This window comes from Streptomyces sp. NPDC018031 (assembly GCF_044327625.1).
In the GTDB taxonomy this organism is placed as follows: domain Bacteria; phylum Actinomycetota; class Actinomycetes; order Streptomycetales; family Streptomycetaceae; genus Streptomyces.
Window position 1 is genome coordinate 17,297 of record NZ_JBIRFT010000014.1, and the last position, 19,125, is coordinate 36,421.

At 73.4% G+C, this 19,125-nt stretch carries 19 protein-coding genes and 1 tRNA gene; 12 read left to right on the forward strand and 8 right to left on the reverse strand.

Features of this window, described 5'->3' with window-relative positions:
- Positions 1 to 298 precede the first annotated feature (298 nt).
- The 5 genes from ACH4B3_RS25765 to ACH4B3_RS25785 all read left to right on the forward strand — a co-directional run bounded on the left by ACH4B3_RS25765 (position 299) and on the right by ACH4B3_RS25785 (position 5,135).
- Positions 299 to 1,873, forward strand: coding sequence for an MFS transporter (locus tag ACH4B3_RS25765; RefSeq protein WP_398466528.1), 1,575 nt, complete (start codon positions 299 to 301; stop codon positions 1,871 to 1,873).
- A gap of 105 nt (positions 1,874 to 1,978) precedes the next feature.
- Complete coding sequence (locus ACH4B3_RS25770) at positions 1,979 to 2,995, forward strand: zinc-binding dehydrogenase (protein ID WP_398466530.1); 1,017 nt, start codon at positions 1,979 to 1,981, stop codon at positions 2,993 to 2,995.
- A gap of 58 nt (positions 2,996 to 3,053) precedes the next feature.
- Entirely contained in the window at positions 3,054 to 3,854 is an 801-nt protein-coding gene (locus ACH4B3_RS25775) for an LLM class F420-dependent oxidoreductase (RefSeq protein WP_398466532.1), read from the forward strand.
- Positions 3,855 to 3,897: 43 nt separating this feature from the next.
- A complete protein-coding gene (locus tag ACH4B3_RS25780) occupies positions 3,898 to 4,899 on the forward strand; it encodes an MFS transporter (RefSeq protein ID WP_398466534.1) in 1,002 nt (333 codons plus the stop codon).
- Between the two features lie 53 nt (positions 4,900 to 4,952).
- Positions 4,953 to 5,135 (forward strand): hypothetical protein, encoded by a 183-nt coding sequence (locus ACH4B3_RS25785; RefSeq protein WP_398466536.1) that lies wholly within the window; start codon positions 4,953 to 4,955, stop codon positions 5,133 to 5,135.
- Between the two features lie 388 nt (positions 5,136 to 5,523).
- Here the strand turns inward: ACH4B3_RS25785 and ACH4B3_RS25790 are convergent, their stop codons facing one another.
- The 6 genes from ACH4B3_RS25790 to ACH4B3_RS25815 form a co-directional block, all read right to left on the reverse strand.
- Complete coding sequence (locus ACH4B3_RS25790; RefSeq protein WP_398466538.1) at positions 5,524 to 6,573, reverse strand: ABC transporter substrate-binding protein; 1,050 nt, start codon at positions 6,571 to 6,573, stop codon at positions 5,524 to 5,526.
- A 36-nt stretch (positions 6,574 to 6,609) separates the two neighbouring features.
- The gene (locus tag ACH4B3_RS25795; RefSeq protein ID WP_398466803.1) at positions 6,610 to 7,191 is read right to left on the reverse strand and encodes an ABC transporter permease; all 582 of its coding nucleotides are present in this window, start codon (positions 7,189 to 7,191) and stop codon (positions 6,610 to 6,612) included.
- 513 nt (positions 7,192 to 7,704) lie between these two features.
- Positions 7,705 to 8,088 (reverse strand): acyl-CoA carboxylase epsilon subunit, encoded by a 384-nt coding sequence (locus ACH4B3_RS25800; RefSeq protein ID WP_398466540.1) that lies wholly within the window; start codon positions 8,086 to 8,088, stop codon positions 7,705 to 7,707.
- Positions 8,085 to 9,647: an acyl-CoA carboxylase subunit beta gene (locus tag ACH4B3_RS25805; protein WP_398466542.1), complete on the reverse strand. Its 1,563-nt coding sequence runs from the start codon at positions 9,645 to 9,647 to the stop codon at positions 8,085 to 8,087. Before ACH4B3_RS25805 ends, ACH4B3_RS25800 begins: the two co-directional genes overlap by 4 nt.
- A 200-nt stretch (positions 9,648 to 9,847) precedes the next feature.
- Positions 9,848 to 10,594 carry a DNA-binding response regulator gene (locus ACH4B3_RS25810; protein WP_398466544.1) on the reverse strand — a complete coding sequence of 249 codons (747 nt, stop codon included), beginning with the start codon at positions 10,592 to 10,594 and terminating at the stop codon, positions 9,848 to 9,850.
- Between the two features lie 37 nt (positions 10,595 to 10,631).
- A complete protein-coding gene (locus tag ACH4B3_RS25815) occupies positions 10,632 to 11,447 on the reverse strand; it encodes a response regulator transcription factor (protein ID WP_398466546.1) in 816 nt (271 codons plus the stop codon).
- 481 nt (positions 11,448 to 11,928) lie between these two features.
- Between ACH4B3_RS25815 and ACH4B3_RS25820 the strand changes: the two genes are divergently transcribed.
- The 3 genes from ACH4B3_RS25820 to ACH4B3_RS25830 all read left to right on the forward strand — a co-directional run bounded on the left by ACH4B3_RS25820 (position 11,929) and on the right by ACH4B3_RS25830 (position 14,298).
- Positions 11,929 to 12,486, forward strand: coding sequence for a hypothetical protein (locus ACH4B3_RS25820; protein WP_398466548.1), 558 nt, complete (start codon positions 11,929 to 11,931; stop codon positions 12,484 to 12,486).
- A 199-nt stretch (positions 12,487 to 12,685) separates the two neighbouring features.
- Entirely contained in the window at positions 12,686 to 13,462 is a 777-nt protein-coding gene (locus ACH4B3_RS25825; protein ID WP_398466550.1) for a DsbA family protein, read from the forward strand.
- Positions 13,463 to 13,467: 5 nt separating this feature from the next.
- Positions 13,468 to 14,298, forward strand: a complete 831-nt coding sequence (locus ACH4B3_RS25830) for a cytochrome c biogenesis CcdA family protein (protein WP_398466805.1) — start codon at positions 13,468 to 13,470, stop codon at positions 14,296 to 14,298.
- A 92-nt stretch (positions 14,299 to 14,390) separates the two neighbouring features.
- On the opposite strand, the gene ACH4B3_RS25835 is transcribed toward ACH4B3_RS25830, so the two are convergent.
- On the reverse strand, positions 14,391 to 14,984 hold the full coding sequence (locus tag ACH4B3_RS25835; RefSeq protein WP_398466551.1) for a lytic polysaccharide monooxygenase: 594 nt from the start codon (positions 14,982 to 14,984) through the stop codon (positions 14,391 to 14,393).
- 69 nt (positions 14,985 to 15,053) lie between these two features.
- Entirely contained in the window at positions 15,054 to 15,710 is a 657-nt protein-coding gene (locus tag ACH4B3_RS25840; RefSeq protein WP_398466553.1) for a nucleoside/nucleotide kinase family protein, read from the reverse strand.
- A 59-nt stretch (positions 15,711 to 15,769) separates the two neighbouring features.
- Here ACH4B3_RS25840 and ACH4B3_RS25845 point away from each other — a divergent pair.
- The 4 genes from ACH4B3_RS25845 (at position 15,770) to ACH4B3_RS25860 (ending at position 19,079) form a co-directional block, all read left to right on the forward strand.
- Positions 15,770 to 15,843 (forward strand) — tRNA-Lys (locus tag ACH4B3_RS25845).
- Positions 15,844 to 15,986: 143 nt separating this feature from the next.
- Positions 15,987 to 16,670, forward strand: a complete 684-nt coding sequence (locus ACH4B3_RS25850; RefSeq protein WP_398466555.1) for a FadR/GntR family transcriptional regulator — start codon at positions 15,987 to 15,989, stop codon at positions 16,668 to 16,670.
- Positions 16,671 to 16,871: 201 nt separating this feature from the next.
- Positions 16,872 to 17,117 (forward strand): hypothetical protein, encoded by a 246-nt coding sequence (locus ACH4B3_RS25855; protein WP_398466557.1) that lies wholly within the window; start codon positions 16,872 to 16,874, stop codon positions 17,115 to 17,117.
- A 3-nt stretch (positions 17,118 to 17,120) separates the two neighbouring features.
- Positions 17,121 to 19,079: a galactose oxidase-like domain-containing protein gene (locus tag ACH4B3_RS25860; RefSeq protein ID WP_398466559.1), complete on the forward strand. Its 1,959-nt coding sequence runs from the start codon at positions 17,121 to 17,123 to the stop codon at positions 19,077 to 19,079.
- Positions 19,080 to 19,125 lie beyond the last annotated feature (46 nt).

A 19,125-nucleotide genomic window follows, 5' to 3' on the forward strand; every position in this document is an offset into this window, starting at 1 on the left:
CCCGGACATCAGTCCATGACGTCGCAAAAGCCCCGACTCGCGCCTCCATCCGGACATCCGGGCGGGACGCGGCCGCGCCGCGGAGCCGGCCCTCGTCCGCCGGGACGGCCGCCACCTGCGGCGATGCCCCACCACCGGACGGGCCGCGGCCACCCGCCCGACGGCCGGGGGAAAACGCGTGTTCGGCGATCAGCCCGCCCGCACGCCCACCCGGTTGATAACTTCCGAGCCGGAGCAAGCCGTCCCCCGCCGCACCACACGGAACGTCGCCCCCAGTGTCCCGAAAGGCGCTGCACCCATGGCCGCACCGAACACCGCGTCGACCGCCGCCGCCCACCCGGCCGCGGAATCCTCCTCCCCCACCGGCCGCCAGTGGCTGGCCCTCGGCGTACTCATCCTGGCCCAGCTCGCGGTATGGCTCGACAACACGGTCCTCAACGTCGCGCTCACCACCCTCGCCGACCCCGACGACGGGCTGGGCGCGGACCCCGGCGAACTCCAGTGGAGCATCAGCTCCTACACGCTGGTCTTCGCGGTGCTGCTGTTCACCGGCGGGGTACTCGCCGACCGCTACGGCCACCGCGCGCTGCTGCTGGCCGGGATGTCCGTGTTCGGGGGCGCCTCCGTATGGGCCGCCTACTCCGGATCGGCCACCGAACTCATCGTCGCCCGCGGCGTGATGGGCATCGGCAGCGCGCTGATCATGCCCGCCACCCTCGCCCTGATCGCCCAGGTCTTCGACGCACGCCACCGCGCCACCGCCATCGCCATCTGGTCCGCCTCCAGCGGACTGGCCATCGCCGGCGGCCCGCTGCTCGGCGGGGCGCTGCTGGACCACTTCTGGTGGGGCTCGGTCTTCCTGGTCAACGTCCCGATCGTGCTGCTGTGCATGGCGGGCGCGCTGATCTGGTTACCGGCCGCCGTGCGGTTCGTGGAGCACCGCTTCGACCCGCTGGGCGTGCTGCTCTCCACCGCGGGGCTGTTCGCCGTGGTGTGGGGCGTCATCGAGGGCGGCCACCGCAACGACTGGAGCGACCCGGCCGTCTGGGGCGCCATCACCGGCGGACTGGCCCTGATCGCCGTCTTCGTCGCGGTGGAACTCCGGGTCGCCAACCCCAGCTTCGACGTCCGGCTGTTCCGCAACCGCCGGTTCACCGGCGCCGGAGTCGCGGTGATGCTGGTCTTCTTCGGTCTCAACGGCTCGATGTACTACACCAGCTTCTACCTCCAGGGGGTGCGCGACCAGTCCCCGCTGACCTGCGGCCTCACCCTGGCACCGGTGGCCGCCGGGGTGATGCTCGGCGCCGCCGGATCCGCCCGGCTGGTCAAGCGGTTCGGGGTCCGCGCGGTGGTGACCGCCGCCCTGCTGACCGCCTCCGCCGGCTTCCTCTCCTACATCGTCCTCGACGAGCACACCGGGCTGCCGCTGTTCTGGGTCTTCCTCGTCGCGCAGGGCCTGGGCATGGGCGCCGCGGTGGCACCCACCACCGAGGCCATCATGGCGGTGCTGCCCCCCGACCGGACCGGCGCCGGCTCCGCCGTGAACAACTCGCTGCGGCAGATCGGCGGCGTACTCGGCGTGGCCGTGCTCGGCTCGGTACTGAGCTCCGTGTACCGGGGCGAGATCTCCGCGGAGCTGGCCGAGGTGGAGCCCGGCGCCGCCGCCACCGCCGAGGAGTCCGCCGAAGCCACCCGGCTGGTCGCCGAACGGTTGCGGCTGCCCGACCTGGCCGCCGCCGCGGACACCGGCTACGTCCAGGCCATGCACGTCGCGGCGGTCGTGGGCGCGGCCGTCGCGGCACTGGGCGCGGTCGTCTTCTGGCTCGCCTACCGGCGGGCCCGCGCCGGGCGGCACAGCGCCCACCGGCACTGACGCGTCGTCACCCGGCCCCCGACCGCTTTTGATCTTCCGCTTGCCCCACCGACCCACCGGGCATAGCCTCCGGGCACAACGTCATGTATTCGGAAGGCAGTTCCCATGCGCACAGCTGTCATCACCGCGGCGGGCCAGGTGGAGATACGCAAGATCCCGGTCCCGGACGTGGGCGACACCGAGGTGCTGATACGCGTCGCGGCCTGCGGACTGTGCACCATGGAAGGCAACCTCTACGCGGGTCGCATGCCGGTCTACCCGACCGCCGCCGGCCACGAGGTGGCGGGCCGGGTGGAGCGCGTCGGGGCCGCCGCCGCGGCACTCGAGGACGCCCCGGCCGTCGGTGACCTGGTCACCGTCGACCTGCTCACCCGCTGCGGGGCCTGCCGCCCCTGCCGCGGCGGGCAGTCCGCGATCTGCGCCTCCCCCCAGGGCGGGGTCCGCGACGACGGCGCGATCACCATGGGCGCCGGGCTCGGCGAGTACGTCCGGGTCCCCGCCGCCCAGGTCTGGCCGGTCGGCGAGATCGACCCCGCGCTCGCCGCCATGGGCGAACCGCTCGCCTGCGTGGTGCACTCGCTGCGCCGCGGCGGGCTCCGCGCCGGCGACCGGGTCACCGTCATCGGCGCCGGCTACATGGGCCACCTGCACCTCGCCCTCGCCCGCCACCGGCAGGCCGCCTCGGTGACCGTGGTCGAACTCGACGACGAGCGCCGCGCCGCCATCGAGGCCGCCGGACCGGACGCGGCCATCACCCCCGACCGGCTCGACTCGGTGCCGCGCGCGGACGTGGTCTTCGTGACCATCGCCTCCAAGGCCGCCGTCGAGACCGCGCTCCGGGCGGTCGCCGACGGCGGCCGGATCGTCCTGTTCGGCGGCTCCCCGGACGGGCCGCCCGCCGAACTCCCGGGGTACGAGGTGCACCGCCGCCAGCTGACCGTCACCGGCTCCTACAGCCAGGAGCCCGAGGACTGGCGCACCGCGGCCGCGCTGCTGCGCGGCGGCACCCTCACCCCGTACCTGGAGCGGCTGGTCACCGCCCGGTACCCGCTGGACGACGTCGAGCAGGCCCTGGCACGGACCGCGGAGACGCCCGTGTACCGCGTCGTCGTCACCCCCTGACGCCTCGCCCGCCCCGTGCCCCGGCCCGCCGCGCCGGAACAATACGAAAGGCTCTCCCATGCCCGAGCACCACCGGTCCGGCCTGCGGGTCGGCGTCCAGCTGCACCCCCAGCACACCGACATCGGCCCGCTGCGCGCCGCCTGGCGGGCGGCGGACGCACTGGGCGTGGACTCGCTGTGGACCTGGGACCACTTCCTGCCGCACACCGGCGACCCCGCCGGGCGGCACTTCGAGTGCTGGGCGCTGCTGTCCGCGATGGCGGTGGAGACCGAACACGCGGCCATCGGCCCGCTGGTCAGCTGCACCGCGTTCCGCAACCCCCAGGTGCTCGCCGACATGGCCCGCACGGTCGACCAGCTCAGCGGCGGCCGGCTGGTCCTGGGGCTGGGCGCGGGCTGGTTCGAGGAGGAGCACCGGGCCTACGGACTGCCGTTCCCCGGCCCGGCCGAGCGCATGGACAACTTCGCCGCCGCGGTACGGGCCGTGAAGGAACGTCTCGGCACCCTCAACCCGGGCCCGGCCGGCGAGCTGCCGGTGCTCATCGGCGGCGGCGGCCGCAAGCGCACCCTGGAGCTGGTCGCCCGGGAGGCCGACTGGTGGAACTGGTACGGCTGGGCCTCCGCGGACCCGGTCGCCGAGTTCCGCGAGCTGAACGAGGTGCTCGACGACCGGTGCGCCCGGGTGGGCCGCGACCCGCGCGAGGTGACCCGCACGGTGATGGTCAACCCCGACCAGCTGCCGCTGGTCGAGGGGTTCGCCGAGGCCGGCGCGGCCCATGTGGTGCTCTCCCTCCCGGCCCCGTACGACCTCACGGTGGTCGAGGAGCTGCTGAAGACCCGGGACGCGCTGAACGGATGAGTGAGGCTCCCGGGACCGGTACCGCGCCGCGCGGCGGGCGGACGTGAGCGGCGCGGCGCCGGACCGGATGGGCCGCCGCTTCACCGCCCTGATGGCCTGCCTGCTGCTGTCCAGCGCCGGCAACGGGCTGTGCTTCCCGTTCACCGCCATCTACATCAGCGAACTCCTCGGCCTGGGCCCGGGCATCGCGGGCGGCTACTTCGTCGCCATGGCCGCCGCCAGCTTCGCCGCCGCGCTGCTCGGCGGCCCACTGGCGGACCGGCGCGGACCGCACCGGGTCGGGGTGCTGGGCGCGGCCGCGCTCGCCGCCGGATACGCGCTGCTGGCCCCGGCCGGCAGCACCGTGCCGGTGCTGCTCTCGGGCGGCTGTGTCGGCGTCGGCTTCGGCCTGTTCTACGCCTCCATCGTCGGCGTGGTCGACGAGGCCGTGCCGGAGAGCCGGCGGCGCACCGCCTTCACCCTCCGGCACGTGGTCAACAACGTCGGCATCGGCGCCGGTTCGGTGATCGCCGGTCTCGCGCTGCACGGCGCGGACACCCCCACCGGCGCCCTGCGCTGGCTGTACGTGGCCAACGCGGCGGCCGCGCTGCCGCTGCTGGTGGTCACCTGGGCGGTCCGGCCGCGGACCGGGCCGGCCGGGAAGCCGGCCGGGGCGGACGGCGCCGGGCCGGGCTACCGCACACTGCTGCGGTCCCGGCCGATGGCGCTGCTGATCTGCGCCCAGGCGCTCTTCGCCATCGTCGGCTTCACCCAGATCGAAGCCACCGTGCCGCTGCTGATGCACGACCGGATGGCGGTCACCCTGGGCTGGGTGAGCGTGGTGACGGCCGTCAACTCCTTCGCCCTGGTGGTGCTCCAGCCGCTGGGCCGGCGCTGGTTCGAACGGCTGCCGGAGACCGTCTGCCTGGCCGTCGGGCCGGTGCTGTGGGCGGTGGCCTTCGGGTGCGGCCTGCTCGCCGCGGCGCTGGACGGCAGCGGCGGCCCGGCACTCCGCTACGCGCTGCTGATCTGCTTCGCGGTGGTCTTCGCCGCGCGGGCGAACTGACCTACTCGTCCGCCTTCTACCCCCTGCTGCTGCGGTGGTCCGGCGAGGCGTCGGTGGGCCGGGCGAGCGCGCTGGCCTCGCTGGCCTGGAACCTCGGCACCGCCTCCGGCCCGCCGCTCGGCCTGTTCGTGGTCACCCACCTCACGGCCCCGGGCAGCTGGGCGGTGCTCGCCGCCGGCGCCGCGGCCGCCTTCGGGGTGGCCGCGGCGGCACACCGGGTGGGACGCGGCGGCTGAGGCCAGAACCGCACGTCCGCACCGGGTGCTCGCCGGCCCCCGGACGCCGCGGGTGCGTGTGCCGCACCAGACCCGCGGCGCGGGACGAGCACGGTACGGGGGCCCGCCGCCGGATCTGCCCCGGCGCCGTGTTCGCCGGGCAGGCCCGGACCGGCGGGCGGCGCCTGCCGTAAGCCCCGCGCCAGGACGGCGCACCGGCCCCGCCGAGGTGCCCGGCCGGGGCACCCCGGACGGTCAGGGCCCTCCCTCCGGCCGGTGGCGGCGGGAGGGTGCGGGCCGTCGCCCGCCGCGCCACCCGCCATTGCACGGGGCCGTGCCGGGCCGGCCGGGCCGGGGGTGGCTCCGGGCGGGCCGGGGCGGCGCGGCGCCGCCCGGCCGGGCCGGTGGGTCAGGACTTCGGCAGGTAGTCCGCGTCGTAGCCCTGCTCGGCCGAGATCTGCTTGTCCAGCAGCCCCTGGTCGTACATCAGCTCGGCCATCCGGTCCCAGACCTGCGGGTCGATGTAGCCCAGCTCGCCGCGCTCGTTGCGCATCAGCGGCTGGGTGGCCTTCAGCACCGCGAGCGCGTTCTCCTTCTTGTCGCCGTTCAGGCCGGGGATGTGCTTCTGGCTGAGCTCGACGGCCTCTTCGGGGTGGTCGATGGTGTACTGCATGCCGCGCAGCGAGGCGTCGACGAACTTCCGGATGTCCTCGCCGCGGTCGTCCAGGGTGCTCTGCTTGGCGCCCAGCGACGGGCCGACCAGGGACTGGCCGCCGCCCTCGTCGGAGAGGGTGATGGCCCGGACCGGGGTGCCGGACTCCTTGAAGGTGACCGCGTCGTTGTTGATGTAGCCCATGACGCCGTCGACCTTGTCGCCCTTCAGCGCCGCCTGCTGGGTGAAGCCGATGTACTTCACCTTGGCGTCCTTCTCGGAGAGACCGGCCTCCTTCAGCAGGGCGAGCAGCCCGAAGTAGGTCTCGCCGTACGGCCCGGGGGTGCCGATGGTGCGGCCCTTGAGGTCGGCCGGCTTCTTGATGTCGGAGTCCTCCGGGACCAGCAGCGCCACCGGGTAACGGTGGTAGATCGTGGCGATGTCGACGATCGGCAGGTTCTTGGAACGCGCCTGCAGCATCTCGTCGCCACCCGCGTAGACCACGTCTTCGTCGCCCTGCTTCAGGGCGCCGAAGAGGTCCTCGGCCGCCCCGTGGTGGCGCAGTGTGACGTCCACCCCGGCGTCCTCGTAGTAGCCCTTCTCCTTGGCCACGTAGAACGGCGCGAACTGGATGTTGGGCGTGTACGTGAGCCCGAGGGTGATCTCGTCGCCGTTCTTGCCCCCCGACTTCCCCGGCTCCTCGGCGCACGAGGTCAGTGCGGCGAGCGCCACGACCGACAGCAGAGCCGCCCCTACCGCATGGCGTCTGGGCACCGGACGCTTGCCGGTTCCGCGTGTGGAACGCACGTACTTCTCCTCAAGGTGATGAATGAAGGTCGGCGGTCAGCGCTGGACACACCGCTCGATCAGCCGGACCGCGCCGTAGAGCCCGACGGCGAGGATGGAGAGCATCAGGATCGTGCTGAACAGGCCGACCGTGTCGCCCTCCTGGCGCTGCACGGTCAGCAGCTGCCCCAGCCCCTCCCCGCCCATCACGAACTCGCCGACCACGGCTCCGGTGAAGGAGAGGGTGAGTCCGTTGCGGACCCCGGCCAGGATGCTGGGCAGGGCCAGCGGGAGCTCGATGTACCACAGCATGCCCCACCAGGTCACCCCGTCCACCCGGGCCGCCCCCATCACCTCGGGGTCCACGTTGCGCAGCCCGAGCACGGTGTTGACCAGGATGGGGAAGAAGACCAGCAGCGCGCAGAGCACCGCGATGGGCAGCATGCCGTAGCCCAGCCACAGGGCGAGCAGCGGGGCGAGGGCCACCGCGGGGATCGCCTGGGTGGCGGCGAGGTACGGCTGGAGGGCGGCGGCGGCGATCCGGCTGCGGGCGATCAGGTAGCCGAGCGGCAGCGCCACCCCGATGCCGAGGGCGCCGCCCGCCAGCGCCTCCCACAGCGTCTCGCGGGTGTACTGCATCAGCGAACCGTGCAGCAGCTCGTCGGTGAAGTGCTCCGCCAGGCTCCAGGGGGTGGGCAGGAAGTAGGTGGAGACGGCGCCGGTGCGGGTGGCGAGGTCCCAGGCGACGAGGAGCACGATGCCGAGGACGACCGGCGGCAGCACCGCCCGGGTGAGCGCCGCCGTCCGGCTCCCGGCCGCCGGGCGGCCGTGCGGGCCGCCGGGCTGTTCCCGCCGCGGGCCGTGCCGCCCCGGGCCGGAATGGCTCCCGGTCTTCCGCGGCTGCCCCGGCCGGATGGATCGCGGGGCGCTTCCGAGCTGTGCCGGCTGTCCCGCTCCCCGTGCGTCACCGGGGGGCGCCAACGCGGCACCGCCCCTTCTGCGCCTCTCCGCCATGTCCAAAGTCCCCTTGCATTACCGGCTGTTGCCAAGTTCCGTGGCACGCCTGCGTGCAACCTATCGCCAGCACGCTCCGGTACACAATGTGATCGGGTAAGCAGGAATGAGTTGCGAGGCTGCCCTGTTCCGACCGTATTACTCGGGCGTTTGCCGGGGTGCCCGCCAGGGGTGCCGGGAGCCGCCGGCCGCGGGTGCCGGCTGCCGCCGGGGCGGGACGGCGTTGGCCCCCTCGCCGGCCGGTGCGCCGCGCCGGGCCAGCGCCACCAGCACCGCGGTGGCGGCGGCGATCTCGTCCGGGCTGGGGTTGCCGCGAATGACCTTGACCAGGGCGGGGCCCAGCGGCCCCCGGATGGCCAGGGCGTCCTCACCGGGGACCCCGGGGGCGGTGTCCTCCGGCGCGCGCGGCGCCACGGTGGCCGGGGCGGTGGCGTCCGGCACGGCCGCGGAAGGGATGGCCGCGGGGGCGGTGGCGTCCGGCACGGCCGCGGACGCGCCGGCTCCGGCGGGGCGGGCGCTCATGCGGGCTGGTTCCCGTGCTTGCGGACCGGCAGCTCGGCGTGCTTGTCGCGGAGCATCGCCAGCGACCGGACGAGCACGCGGCGGGTGTCGGCGGGGTCGATCACGTCGTCGACCAGGCCCCGCTCGGCGGCGTAGTAGGGGTGCATCAGCTCGGCCGTGTACTCCTTGACCAGCTGCCGGCGGGTGTCGTCGGGGTGGTCCGAGGCGGCTATCTGCCGGCGGAAGACCACGTTGGCCGCGCCCTCCGCACCCATCACCGCGATCTCGTTGGTGGGCCAGGCGAAGGCGAGGTCGGTCCCGATGGAGCGGGAGTCCATCACGATGTACGCGCCCCCGTAGGCCTTGCGCAGCACGATGGAGATCCGCGGCACGGTGGCGTTGCAGTAGGCGTACAGCAGCTTGGCGCCGTGCCGGATGATGCCGCCGTGCTCCTGGTCGACGCCGGGCAGGAAGCCCGGCACGTCCACCAGGGTGACCAGCGGGATGTTGAAGGCGTCGCAGAACTGTACGAAGCGGGCGGCCTTCTCCGAGGAGTGGATGTCCAGCACGCCGGCGAACGACTGCGGCTGGTTGGCGACGATGCCCACCACCTGGCCGTCCAGCCGGGCCAGGGTGCAGATCACGCTGACCGCCCAGCGCTGGTGGACCTCCATGTGGTCGCCGTCGTCGACGATCTCCTCGATGACCTCGCGCATGTCGTAGGGGCGGCTGCCGTCGACCGGCACCAGGTCCAGCAGGGTGTCGCAGCGGCGGTCGGCCGGGTCGTCGCCCCGCGCGGCCGGCGGCGCCTCCCGGTTGTTCTGCGGCAGCAGGGTGAGCAGGTAGCGCACCTCCTCCAGGCAGGACTCCTCGTCGTCGTAGGCGAAGTGGCAGACGCCGGAGGTCTCGGCGTGCACGTCGGCGCCGCCCAGCCCGTTCTGGGAGACCTGCTCGCCGGTGACCGCCTGCACCACGTCGGGGCCGGTGATGAACATCTGCGAGGTCTCGCGGACCATGAACACGAAGTCGGTGAGCGCCGGGGAGTACGCCGCGCCGCCCGCGCAGGGCCCCAGCATCACGCTGATCTGCGGGATCACCCCGGAGGCCCGGGTGTTCCGCTCGAAGATGCCGCCGTATCCGGCGAGCGCGGAGACGCCTTCCTGGATACGGGCGCCCGCGCCGTCGTTCAGGCTGACCAGCGGCGCCCCGGCGGCGAGGGCCATGTCCATGATCTTGTGGATCTTCTGGGCGTGGGCCTCGCCCAGCGCGCCGCCGAAGATCCGGAAGTCGTGGGCGAAGGCGAAGACGGTGCGGCCGTGCACGGTCCCCCAGCCGGTGACCACCCCGTCGGTGTACGGCTTGCGGTCCTCCAGGCCGAACCCGGTGGCCCGGTGCCGCCGCAGCGGCTCGACCTCGGTGAAGCTGCCCTCGTCGAAGAGCAGGTCCAGGCGTTCGCGTACCGTCCGTTTGCCCTTGGCGTGCTGGGCCTGGGTGGCGCGCGCGTCGCCCTCCCGGACCCCTTCCCGAAGCCGGTGCAGCTCGGAAACGCGGTCGTGCATGGTGGCGTTGCTCTCCGGCATTGACCCATCCCCCAAGTCCCTGTATGGCGCCGGGAGCTGCCCGCGCCTCGTTCAGCGTACGAACGGCATGTCGAGGACCGGCAGCATGGCACTGGAGGATGTCCGCAAGAGGCCAACTCGTGTATACCGCACGGCATTTGGGTGTCAGGTATTCGATACCGGCCGACAACCGGACCGGCGAACGCGTTTTCGGCTTTTCCTCACCGTTCCCGCAGGATGCCGAGTTCGGTGGCCCGCACCCCGGCCTCGAAGCGGGAGTTCGCTTCCAGGAGTTCCAGGATGCCGGTGACATAGCGCCGATAGGTGCGTACCGAAACCGCCAGTTCACGGGCCGCGGCCTCGTCGGTCACACCGTCCCGAAGCCGCTCCAGGACCCGCCGCACCATGTCCGCGCGGGCCCGGTTGTCGAAGTCGAACGGCCCGGCCACCGGTGTGGCGCCGCCCCAGATGTTGCCGAACATCGAGTGCAGCGAGCGCACCACGGCCTGGTCCTCGACGACCGAGGTCTGCCGCCCGCCGGCCGATTCGGCGCACACCAGCACGGTGGCGGCGTCCGCGATCACCAGGGCCGGCAGCGGCACCTTCGCGGTCCGCACGTCGCCGCGGGCCTCCCAGCCCGGCGGCGGCCGGTCGCACACCGCCCGCACGGTGACCGGCGGGCCGACCCGGTCGGGCAGTTCGGACAGCACGCCGTGCACCGACGCCATCCGGGTGCTGCTGCCGGGCAGGACCACGTCCAGGGTGTGCCGGGCCTGGTCGGCGACCTGCTCGGCGGCGGCCCGGATGGCGGCGTCCTCCAGCCCGACCTCGGTCACCAGCCGGTTGCTGGTCCGCCGCGCCCGGTGCTCGGCGACGGTGGACTCAAGGAGGGCACGCACCGCCCGCAGCGTCTGGTCGAGCGGATCCCCCGCGGCCCCGGCCGGGCCGGGCAGCGTGCGTTCCGTCATCCTCCCGCCTCCTGAAGCATTCGGTTCCCGGCCCCGTTCAGTGCCGGCCGGGCAGCAGGCCCAGCTCGACCGCGCGGACGCCCGCCTGGAAACGGGAGTGGGCCCCCAGCTCCCGCATGACCTCGGCCACGTACCGGCGGTAGGTGCGCAGCGAGACCTTCATCTGCCGGGCCGCCACCTCGTCGGTGTACCCGGTGCGCAGGCACTCCAGGATGCGTCTCGCCGAGCCGGGGCACAGCCGTCCGCCGAGCCGCGGGTAGTCGGTCAGGCCGACCCCGTTCGCCCAGGCCCCGGCGAACATCATCTCCATGGCCTGGACGGTCGCCGGGTCCTCGACGATCGAGCACTGCCGGTCGGCCCGCTCCTGGCCCAGCCGCACGCAGGCGGTGCGGGAGTCCACCAGCAGCGCCTCCTGGAGTTCGGTGTCGGCGACCCTGACCTCGAAGCGCGGGAAGCCGCGGGGCGCGGTGCGGACCCGGGTGGCCTCCAGGGCGGTCGGCAGGCAGAGCAGTTTGACGGCGACCTGTTCGGCGCCGGACGCGGCCAGCCGGGCCAGCGCGGCGAAGAGCGGGGCCTCCTGCTCGCCGCCGGTCACCACCGCGCTCACGCTCTGGGTGGCGCCGCGCACCAGGCGCTCCACGGCGTCGGCGGGGGCGGTACCGGTCAGGGAGGGACGGGCCAGTTCCCGCCGGTGCCGGACGACGGTCTGCTCGATGAGTCGCCGGGCGGCCAGCAGCGCGCGCTCCACCTGGTCCGGGTCCGCGGCGGCGCGCGCCGGGGCAGTGGTGTGCGGCGGCTGCCCGGCCGTCGGACCCCCCTGTTCGGGATCGGGCATCATCGGAACAGCAACCATGACTTCCCCTGGTCCGGCACGGCAGGCAATTCTCGCTCGCCGGGGCTGTGTTAACCCCGGCCGGAACCAATCCCCCGTTCGCCACCGGTCCCTGACCCGAGGAATTCATTGCCTTATTACGCGAGGCGATCATCGAGCTAAAACCGGGATGACATTAATTCGCGCACCGCGACGACGTCAACGCGCGCCGTGAGGGGCCGGATCGGCGAAGGCGCCCGTACGCTGCGGACATCTACGCCCGTCAAACTGTCCGCGGCTGACATTTGGCAGCATGCTGCCGCGCTCCGATGCCGCCGGGGGGACCTCGCGCACACAGCGGAACCGAGAGGGGACGAAGCGCGACCGGTACGGCAGGATGGTGTCCGGTTGCTGTCACCGCTGCCCGGGGGTGACCGGAGACCCCGCTCGACAGCGGTTGCTTAGCATGGATTCGATCACAGTGCACGGACAGAGCCTGAAAATTCACCCGTAAGGGGGTCGTATGACGCCGCCGTTCGGCTGGGCCACACGGCTCTCCGGCGTCCTGCCGGCCCCCTTGGCCCGCCGCCTCCGGCCGGCCCTCGCCTCCCTCGCGGTGCTCTCGGTACTCGCGGTGCTCTCGGTGCTCTGCGCTTCCGCCCGGACCGGGGGCGCCCCGCCGGCCGCCGGCCCCGCGCCCGCCGCGAACGCCGTCCGGTCCGCCGCCGCGGTGCCGGCGGCCGGGGTGGCGGCCGCCCCGGCGGACACCGCCCCGGCCGACACCGTCCCGGCCGCCGGCGCGTCGCTGCTCCGGCACCGGCCGGCGGCGGAGCCGCGGCGGGCCGCCGCCGGGCACACCGCGGACGACCGGGACCCCGCGCGGTGCGCGCCGCTCGGACCGGCCGCGCCCGGCGGCACCCTGGCCGGGACGCCCGCCCCGCCGCACGCCCACCCGCTGCCGCACCCCACCCCCACCCGGATCGCCGCGCCCCAGGCCGGCGGCGTGCGCACGCTGCCGACCCGGGCGCCGCCGCGACCGCCGGCCGACTGCGCCGAACTCCTCCCGGTGCTCCGGATCTAGGCCGCCGTCCGACGGTCACCGCACCCCGGGCCCTGCTCGACGGGCCCCGGCCGGCCACCCGCGGGTGGCCCGCCGTGCGCCGGCGACCGTCCACGACCCCGGGACCCGCGACCCCGGCCCGCGCCACCCGGCGACCGGCCGGACCGCGGCACGCCCCGCCCTCTTCCGAACCGGACACCGGACCCCCTGGAGCACACCCATGCCCGCACGCGGCACCACCACTCAGCGGCTCGCGGCGATCGGCGCCGTCGTCGCCTTCGTCCTCGCCGTCTTCTTCACCGTCCTCGCCGTCAACGACAGCGGCGAGCGGGACCGCGGCGACCGCGCGGGCGGCACCGCGGCCCGCACCGAGGACACCGAACAGCGGCGGCTCCAGGAGCGGCTGGCCCGGGAGACCGCCCGCCGCACCGAGGGCGACCCGCTGGCCGTCGGCCGCCGGGACGCGCCGGTGGTGCTGGTCGAGTACGCCGACTACCAGTGCTCGTACTGCGGGCGGTTCGCCCGCGAGACCAAGCCCGAGCTGATCGAGAAGTACGTCGAGCGCGGCCTGCTGCGCATCGAGTTCCGCAACTTCACGGTGTTCGGCGAGGACTCCGAGCGCGCCGCCCGGGCTTCCTGGGCGGCCGGCCGGCAGGGCCGGTTCTGGGAGTTCCACGACGAGCTGTTCGCCACCACCCGCAAGGGCGACGCGCTCGCCGAGGACGAGCTGACCGAGGTGGCCCGCCGGGTCGGGGTGCCGGACCCGGACCGGTTCCGCCGGGACATGAACGGCGACGCGGCCGCGGCGGCGCTGAAGGAGGACCAGGAGCAGGGCTACCGGCTCGGCGTGCAGAGCACCCCGTCGTTCCTCATCAACGGGCGCCCGGTGGCCGGCGCCCAGCCCACCTCGGTCTTCGCGGAGACCATCGATGAAGCCGCGGCAGCCGCGGCAGCAGCCGACGCGGCCGGCCGGCCCGGCGGCGCGGACCGGCGGTGACCGGCGTGTCCGACATCGGCTACCTCGCGGCGTTCCTCGGCGGGGCGCTGGCCCTGCTCAGTCCGTGCAGCGCGCTGCTGCTGCCCGCCTTCTTCGCGTACTCGCTGGCCTCGCCCGGCCGGCTGCTGATCCGTACCGGGGTGTTCTACCTGGGACTGGCCACCACGCTGGTGCCGCTGGGTGCGGCGAGCACCGCGGCCAGCCGGCTCTTCAACGGCCATCGCGACCTGCTGGTCTCGGTCGGCGGCTGGACGGTGGTGGCCCTGGGCGTCGCGCAGATCCTGGGGTTCGGCTTCGCCTCACGGCGGGCCCAGCGGACCGCGGGGCGGGTCACCCCGCGGTCCGCGGCGTCCGCGGCGGCCACCTTCGTGCTGGGTTGCGTCTACGGGCTGGCGGGGTTCTGCGCGGGTCCGATCCTGGGGGCGGTCCTGACCGTGACGGCGGTCAGCGGGAACCCGGTGTACGGGGCGTCGATGCTCGCGGTGTACGCGCTGGGGATGGCGCTGCCGCTGTTCCTGCTGGCGCTGTGCTGGGACCGTTTCGAGCTGGGCCGGCGGGGCTGGCTGCGGGGACGGGAGTTGCGGGCGGGGCGGCTGCGGCTGCACACCACCTCGCTGGCGTCGGGGGCGTTCTTCATCGGGATCGGAGTGCTGTTCCTGAAGTACAACGGCACCGCCGCGCTGCCCGGGGTGCTCGACGCCGACCAGGAGTTCGCGCTGGAGCGGTATGCGCGGCGGATCGGCGACGCGGTGCCCGACGAGGCGCTGCTGGCCGTGATCGCGCTGCTGGTCGCGGGGGTGCTGGCGCGGGTCGCCCTGCGCGCGCCGAAGGAATAGCGGTGGGGGGTCGCGGGTGCCGTTCCCCCGGCGCGGGCGGACTCACCGGCGCCCGGCCCGGAGCGGTCGGCGCCGGGCGGGGCGCGGTGGGGTCAGAACTGGACGTCGGAGCAGGCGTAGAAGGCGTTCTGGGTGTCGGCGATCGTCCAGACCGCGACGATCACATGGTGGCCGCTCTTGCCGCTGGGCAGCCGGCCGGTGTGGGAGAAGGTGAACGGGGGCCGCTGGCCGTTGTAGGGGACGGTGAGGAAGGGGGCGAGTTCCAGGTTGGCCCGGGTGATCCGCTGGCTGGGGTCGTAGCCGTCCTTGGTGATGTAGTACCGGAAGTCGGTGGTGGCGTGGGCGGCGGTGAACCGCCAGGTGAAGGTGTGGTTCTGCCCGGCGGTGAGCTTGGTGGTCGGCCAGCTGCCGCCCCGCGGGTCGTCGAGCTGGGCGAACTCCTGGTGGCCGCCGGAGCAGATGGAGCCGTCGGCCGGTCCGCCGTTGGGGAAGCCCTTGAGGCCCTCGACGGACTGCGGTTCCCACTGGATGGGGCCGCAGTTCTTGACGGTGCCGTTGGCACACAGCTTCTGGCGGCTGATGGGGGAGTCGGTGTAGCCGTGACCGGTGGCGGTGCCGCCGGTCGCGAGGACCGAGGCGGCGGCGATGCCGATGCCGACCACGGCCGCGCTGATCTTCTTACGCATGCTTCGCTCCTGGGAGAACGTGGGGGAAGTTCCGGGGCCGGCGCGCTGCGGTCTAGACCAACACGGAGGTTAGCCCCGGCCCATAGTCATGTCCAGACCAATGACACCCAGGATCCGGTCGCATCGTTCCCGGGTCCGCTCCACCAGTTCTCCGTTGGGCCGATCGTTTCCGGCCACCCAGGCCTGCGCCCGCCGCGCGTCCCGCCCGCCCGCGAGCTGCCGCTCCACCAGCCGCCGGTGCCGCACCCGGTCCGGCGCGTCCAGGTACCACAGGGCGTCCATCAGCTCCCGCGCCTCCCGCCAGCCCGGCTCGTCGCAGCCGAGGTAGTTCCCCTCGGTCACCACCAGCCGGGCGCCCGGCCGTACCCGGTGCCGCGCGGCGACCGGCTCGTGCAGGCTCCGGTCGTAATCCGGCACATAGATCTCCTGGTCCGGGGTGTGCACCACCCGGTGCAGCAGCGCCGCGTAGCCGTGCACGTCGAAGCTGGGCGGGGAGCCCTTGCGCGCGGTCAGCCCGAGCCGCTCCAGCTGCGCGTTGGACAGGTGGAAGCCGTCCAGCGGCAGATACGCGGCCGCGCCGGCCCCGTACCGCCGGTCGGCCTCGGCCACCAGCGCCCTGGCCAGGGTCGACTTCCCCGCCCCCGGCGGCCCGGCGATGCCCAGCACCCGGCGCCCGGGGCCCGCGCCCAGCCGCCAGGCGTCTTCCACCAGCTCAGCGATGTCCATGCGGCACAGCATGGCGCGGAGCACCCTGTTCCGTCAGGTAGAGTTTCCTCTGTCAGCGCGCGCCGCTAGCTCAGTTGGTTAGAGCAGCTGACTCTTAATCAGCGGGTCCGGGGTTCGAGTCCCTGGCGGCGCACGTCATATCAGGGGCCTCCTCGCCGTTCGGCGAGGGGGCCCCTGGTCTTTCGCCCCACGGGCCCGCGGCGCGGCCGCCGGAGTCCGGGGGTCCGCCGGTCGTGCCGCTGGTCAAACGGGGAGGTCGCGGTGCACAGTCGCGGAATGGCACGCGATATCCAGGAGCGGATCAAGAAGCTGATCGTCGACCGGCGACTGCCCTCCGGCGCCCCCCTGCCGACCGAGACGGAGCTGATGGAGCTCCTCGGCGTCAGCCGCAACTCGGTGCGCGAGGCCCTCAAGGCCCTGCAGGCCATGGGCATCGTGGAGATCCGGCACGGTTTCGGCACCTACGTCGGCCCCATGTCGATGGCCCCGATGATCGAGGGCCTGATCTTCCGCACCGTGGCCGGCCACTACCGCGGCGAGGACAGCCTGCTCCAGCTCCTGGAACTGCGGGAGGCGGTGGAGACCGGCCTGGTGGCGCGGCTGGCCGGGCGGATACCCGACGCCGACCTGGCGGAGCTGGAGGCGATCGTGGCCCGGATGGAGGAGGAGGCCGCCGCCGGGGCGGTCGGCGCCGACACCGACCGGGCCTTCCACGCCGCGCTCTACCGGCATCTGGACAACCTGCTGCTCAGCGAGGTGCTGGCGGCGTTCTGGGACGCCTTCCACCGGGTCCGTACCGATCTGGTCGACGTCCACCAGAACCCCAGGGTCACCTGCGAGCAGCACCGCGAGATCCTGGCCGCGGTGCGGTCCGGGGACGCGCAGCGCGCCGAGGCCGCGGTCCGCGACCATTTCGGGAACATCCGCGCCCGGCTGCGTTCGGTACGCCTCTCGTCCTGACGGCCGGCCCGGGCCCCGGCCGGAGCCCGGTCGCGGCCCGCCCGCCCGGCGCCGGGCCGATCGCCGGCCGCGACGGCCTCCCCTTGAGGCGCCCGGGCGGGCAGCCCTGCCGCAACGGGCCCGGGCAGGCTGTTTCCGGCCACCGGCCGGATGAGCCCGGGGCACTTGCGCGCTGTCCGATATGCGAGGCGTTCGCACCGCGTGACCAAGCACGAGGCCCCGGAGGTCCATGCGGGACGCCCGGCGGCGTTCTATGTGCATTTGTTCTTTTTTCCGGTCTTCGGCGGGTCGCTCGCCTCCTCCTTCCGCTTCGGCCACAGTCGTCCAGCGATGACGGTATGGGCCGGTCCGGCACTCGTGATCACGGCGGCCCCGGTCATCGTCTGGCACCGGAGCGCACGCCAGGAGCAGAGGAAGCCGAGGACCGCCCTCGACGAGGGGACGTGAGCTGTGAAGTACCGACCGAGTCGACGTACCCGCCGCTATGCGCTCGGCACCGCCGCCGTGCTCGTGCTGGCCGGGCTGAACGGCCCGGCTCTCTACCGGTTCGGCACGGACCGATACCACCGGTACGAGATCAACCAACCGGAGTACAAGGCCGGCAACGGCCACTGGGACGTGGTCGACGTCCCCCGGGAACACCGCATCAACACCATTCACGCGGCGCTGCTGCACACCGGCAAGGTGCTGCTGATCGCCGGTTCCGGGAACAACGCCAGGAACTTCGCGGCGAAATCCTTCCGGTCGGTGCTCTGGGACCCGGAGAAGAACACGTTCAAGGACATTCCCACGCCGAAGGACATGTTCTGCGCCGGGCACACCCAGCTGCCGGACGGCCGGCTGCTCGTCGCCGGCGGAACCCAGCGCTACGAGAAGCTGGAGGGCGACGTGGAGAAGGCGGGCGGTCTGATGTTCGTGCACAACGAGGACCCGGACAAGCCGAGGACCTTTCCCGCGGGCACCCGGTTCACCGGCAAGAAGAACGGCAAGACGTTCGAGTCCCAGGACCCCGTCCTGGTCCCCCGCGCCACCAAGACACAGGACCCGCGGACCGGCAGGGTCACCGTGCGGGCCAGCACGGCGCGCGTCTACGTCGAGGCGCTGCACAAGGGCGAGCGCCACCAGACCGGCACCGAGGACAACTACCGGATCGCCGGACTGAAGGGGTCGGACCGGCGGAATTTCTACGGCATCGCCCAGAAACTCTCCTTCGACAAGAAGGACTTCCAGGGAATCAGGGATTCCTGGGAATTCGACCCGGTCGCCGAACGCTACATCACGGTCGATCCGATGAACGAGGCCCGCTGGTACCCCACGCTCACCACCCTGCAGGACGGCAAGGTCCTCTCGGTCTCCGGGCTGGACGAGATCGGGCAGGTGGTGCCGGGCAAGAACGAGATCTACGACCCGCGCACCGGGAAGTGGAGCTACCTGCCGAAGGAGCGGTTCTTCCCGACCTACCCGGCGCTCTTCCTCACCGACCGGGGCAAGATCTTCTACACCGGCTCCAACGCCGGCTACGGCCCGGCCGACAAGGGCCGCAAGCCCGGTATCTGGGACGTGGAGCGCAACACCTTCGACGTGGTGCCGGGCATCAGCGACCCGGAGGCGCTGGAGACCTCGATGTCCGTCCTGCTGCCGCCCGCCCAGGACCAGCGGTACATGGTGCTCGGCGGCGGCGGGGTCGGCGAGAGCGAGACGTCCACCGCGAAGACCCGGATCGTGGACCTGCACGCCGACGAGCCGCGCTTCCGGGACGGCCCCGACCTGTACGGGGCGGTCCGCTACCCGAGCAGTGTCATCCTGCCCGACGACACCGTGCTGACCACCAACGGTTCGGGCGACTACCGGGGCCGCGGCGCCAGCAACGTCCTCAAGGCCGAGATCTACGATCCCCGGACGAACACCTCACGCCCGGTGGCCGACCCGCTGGTGGGGCGGAACTACCACTCCGGGGCGCTGCTGCTGCCGGACGGCCGGGTGATGACCTTCGGCTCCGACTCGCTCTTCGCCGACGAGGCCAACACCCGGCCGGGCGACTTCCAGCAGCAGATCGACCTGTACACCCCGCCCTACCTGTTCCGGGGCGAGCGGCCGCGGCTCACCGGCCCGGCCCGGACGGAGGTGGAGCCGGGCGGCAGGGCCACCTTCCGGACCGCCGGCACCACCAGGATCGCCAAGGCCCGGCTGCTCCGGCCCGGCTCGTTCACCCACGTGACCAACGTGGAGCAGAAGTCGGTCGCGCTGAAGTTCCGCCGGACCGCACACGGCGTGACGGTCACCGTCCCCGACGACCCCTCACTGGTGCCCCCGGGGTGGTACATGCTCCATGTCGTCGACCCCCGGGGCGTCCCCTCCGAGGCAGTGTGGGTGAAGGTGGCGGTGGACGAGGACGCCGACACCTTCTGAGGCCGCGGGCGGCGGCCCGGACGGCTGCTGGTAGGGGGACGGCCGG

Coding starts and splice junctions, on each gene's coding strand:
- ACH4B3_RS25765 (WP_398466528.1), top strand. CDS start 299: ATGGCCGCACCGAACACCGCGTCGACCGCCGCCGCCCACCCGGCCGCG.
- ACH4B3_RS25770 (WP_398466530.1), top strand. CDS start 1,979: ATGCGCACAGCTGTCATCACCGCGGCGGGCCAGGTGGAGATACGCAAG.
- ACH4B3_RS25775 (WP_398466532.1), top strand. CDS start 3,054: ATGCCCGAGCACCACCGGTCCGGCCTGCGGGTCGGCGTCCAGCTGCAC.
- ACH4B3_RS25795 (WP_398466803.1), bottom strand. CDS start 7,191: ATGCAGTACACCCGCGAGACGCTGTGGGAGGCGCTGGCGGGCGGCGCC.
- ACH4B3_RS25800 (WP_398466540.1), bottom strand. CDS start 8,088: ATGAGCGCCCGCCCCGCCGGAGCCGGCGCGTCCGCGGCCGTGCCGGAC.
- ACH4B3_RS25805 (WP_398466542.1), bottom strand. CDS start 9,647: ATGCCGGAGAGCAACGCCACCATGCACGACCGCGTTTCCGAGCTGCAC.
- ACH4B3_RS25810 (WP_398466544.1), bottom strand. CDS start 10,594: ATGACGGAACGCACGCTGCCCGGCCCGGCCGGGGCCGCGGGGGATCCG.
- ACH4B3_RS25815 (WP_398466546.1), bottom strand. CDS start 11,447: ATGGTTGCTGTTCCGATGATGCCCGATCCCGAACAGGGGGGTCCGACG.
- ACH4B3_RS25820 (WP_398466548.1), top strand. CDS start 11,929: ATGACGCCGCCGTTCGGCTGGGCCACACGGCTCTCCGGCGTCCTGCCG.
- ACH4B3_RS25825 (WP_398466550.1), top strand. CDS start 12,686: ATGCCCGCACGCGGCACCACCACTCAGCGGCTCGCGGCGATCGGCGCC.
- ACH4B3_RS25835 (WP_398466551.1), bottom strand. CDS start 14,984: ATGCGTAAGAAGATCAGCGCGGCCGTGGTCGGCATCGGCATCGCCGCC.
- ACH4B3_RS25840 (WP_398466553.1), bottom strand. CDS start 15,710: ATGGACATCGCTGAGCTGGTGGAAGACGCCTGGCGGCTGGGCGCGGGC.
- ACH4B3_RS25850 (WP_398466555.1), top strand. CDS start 15,987: ATGGCACGCGATATCCAGGAGCGGATCAAGAAGCTGATCGTCGACCGG.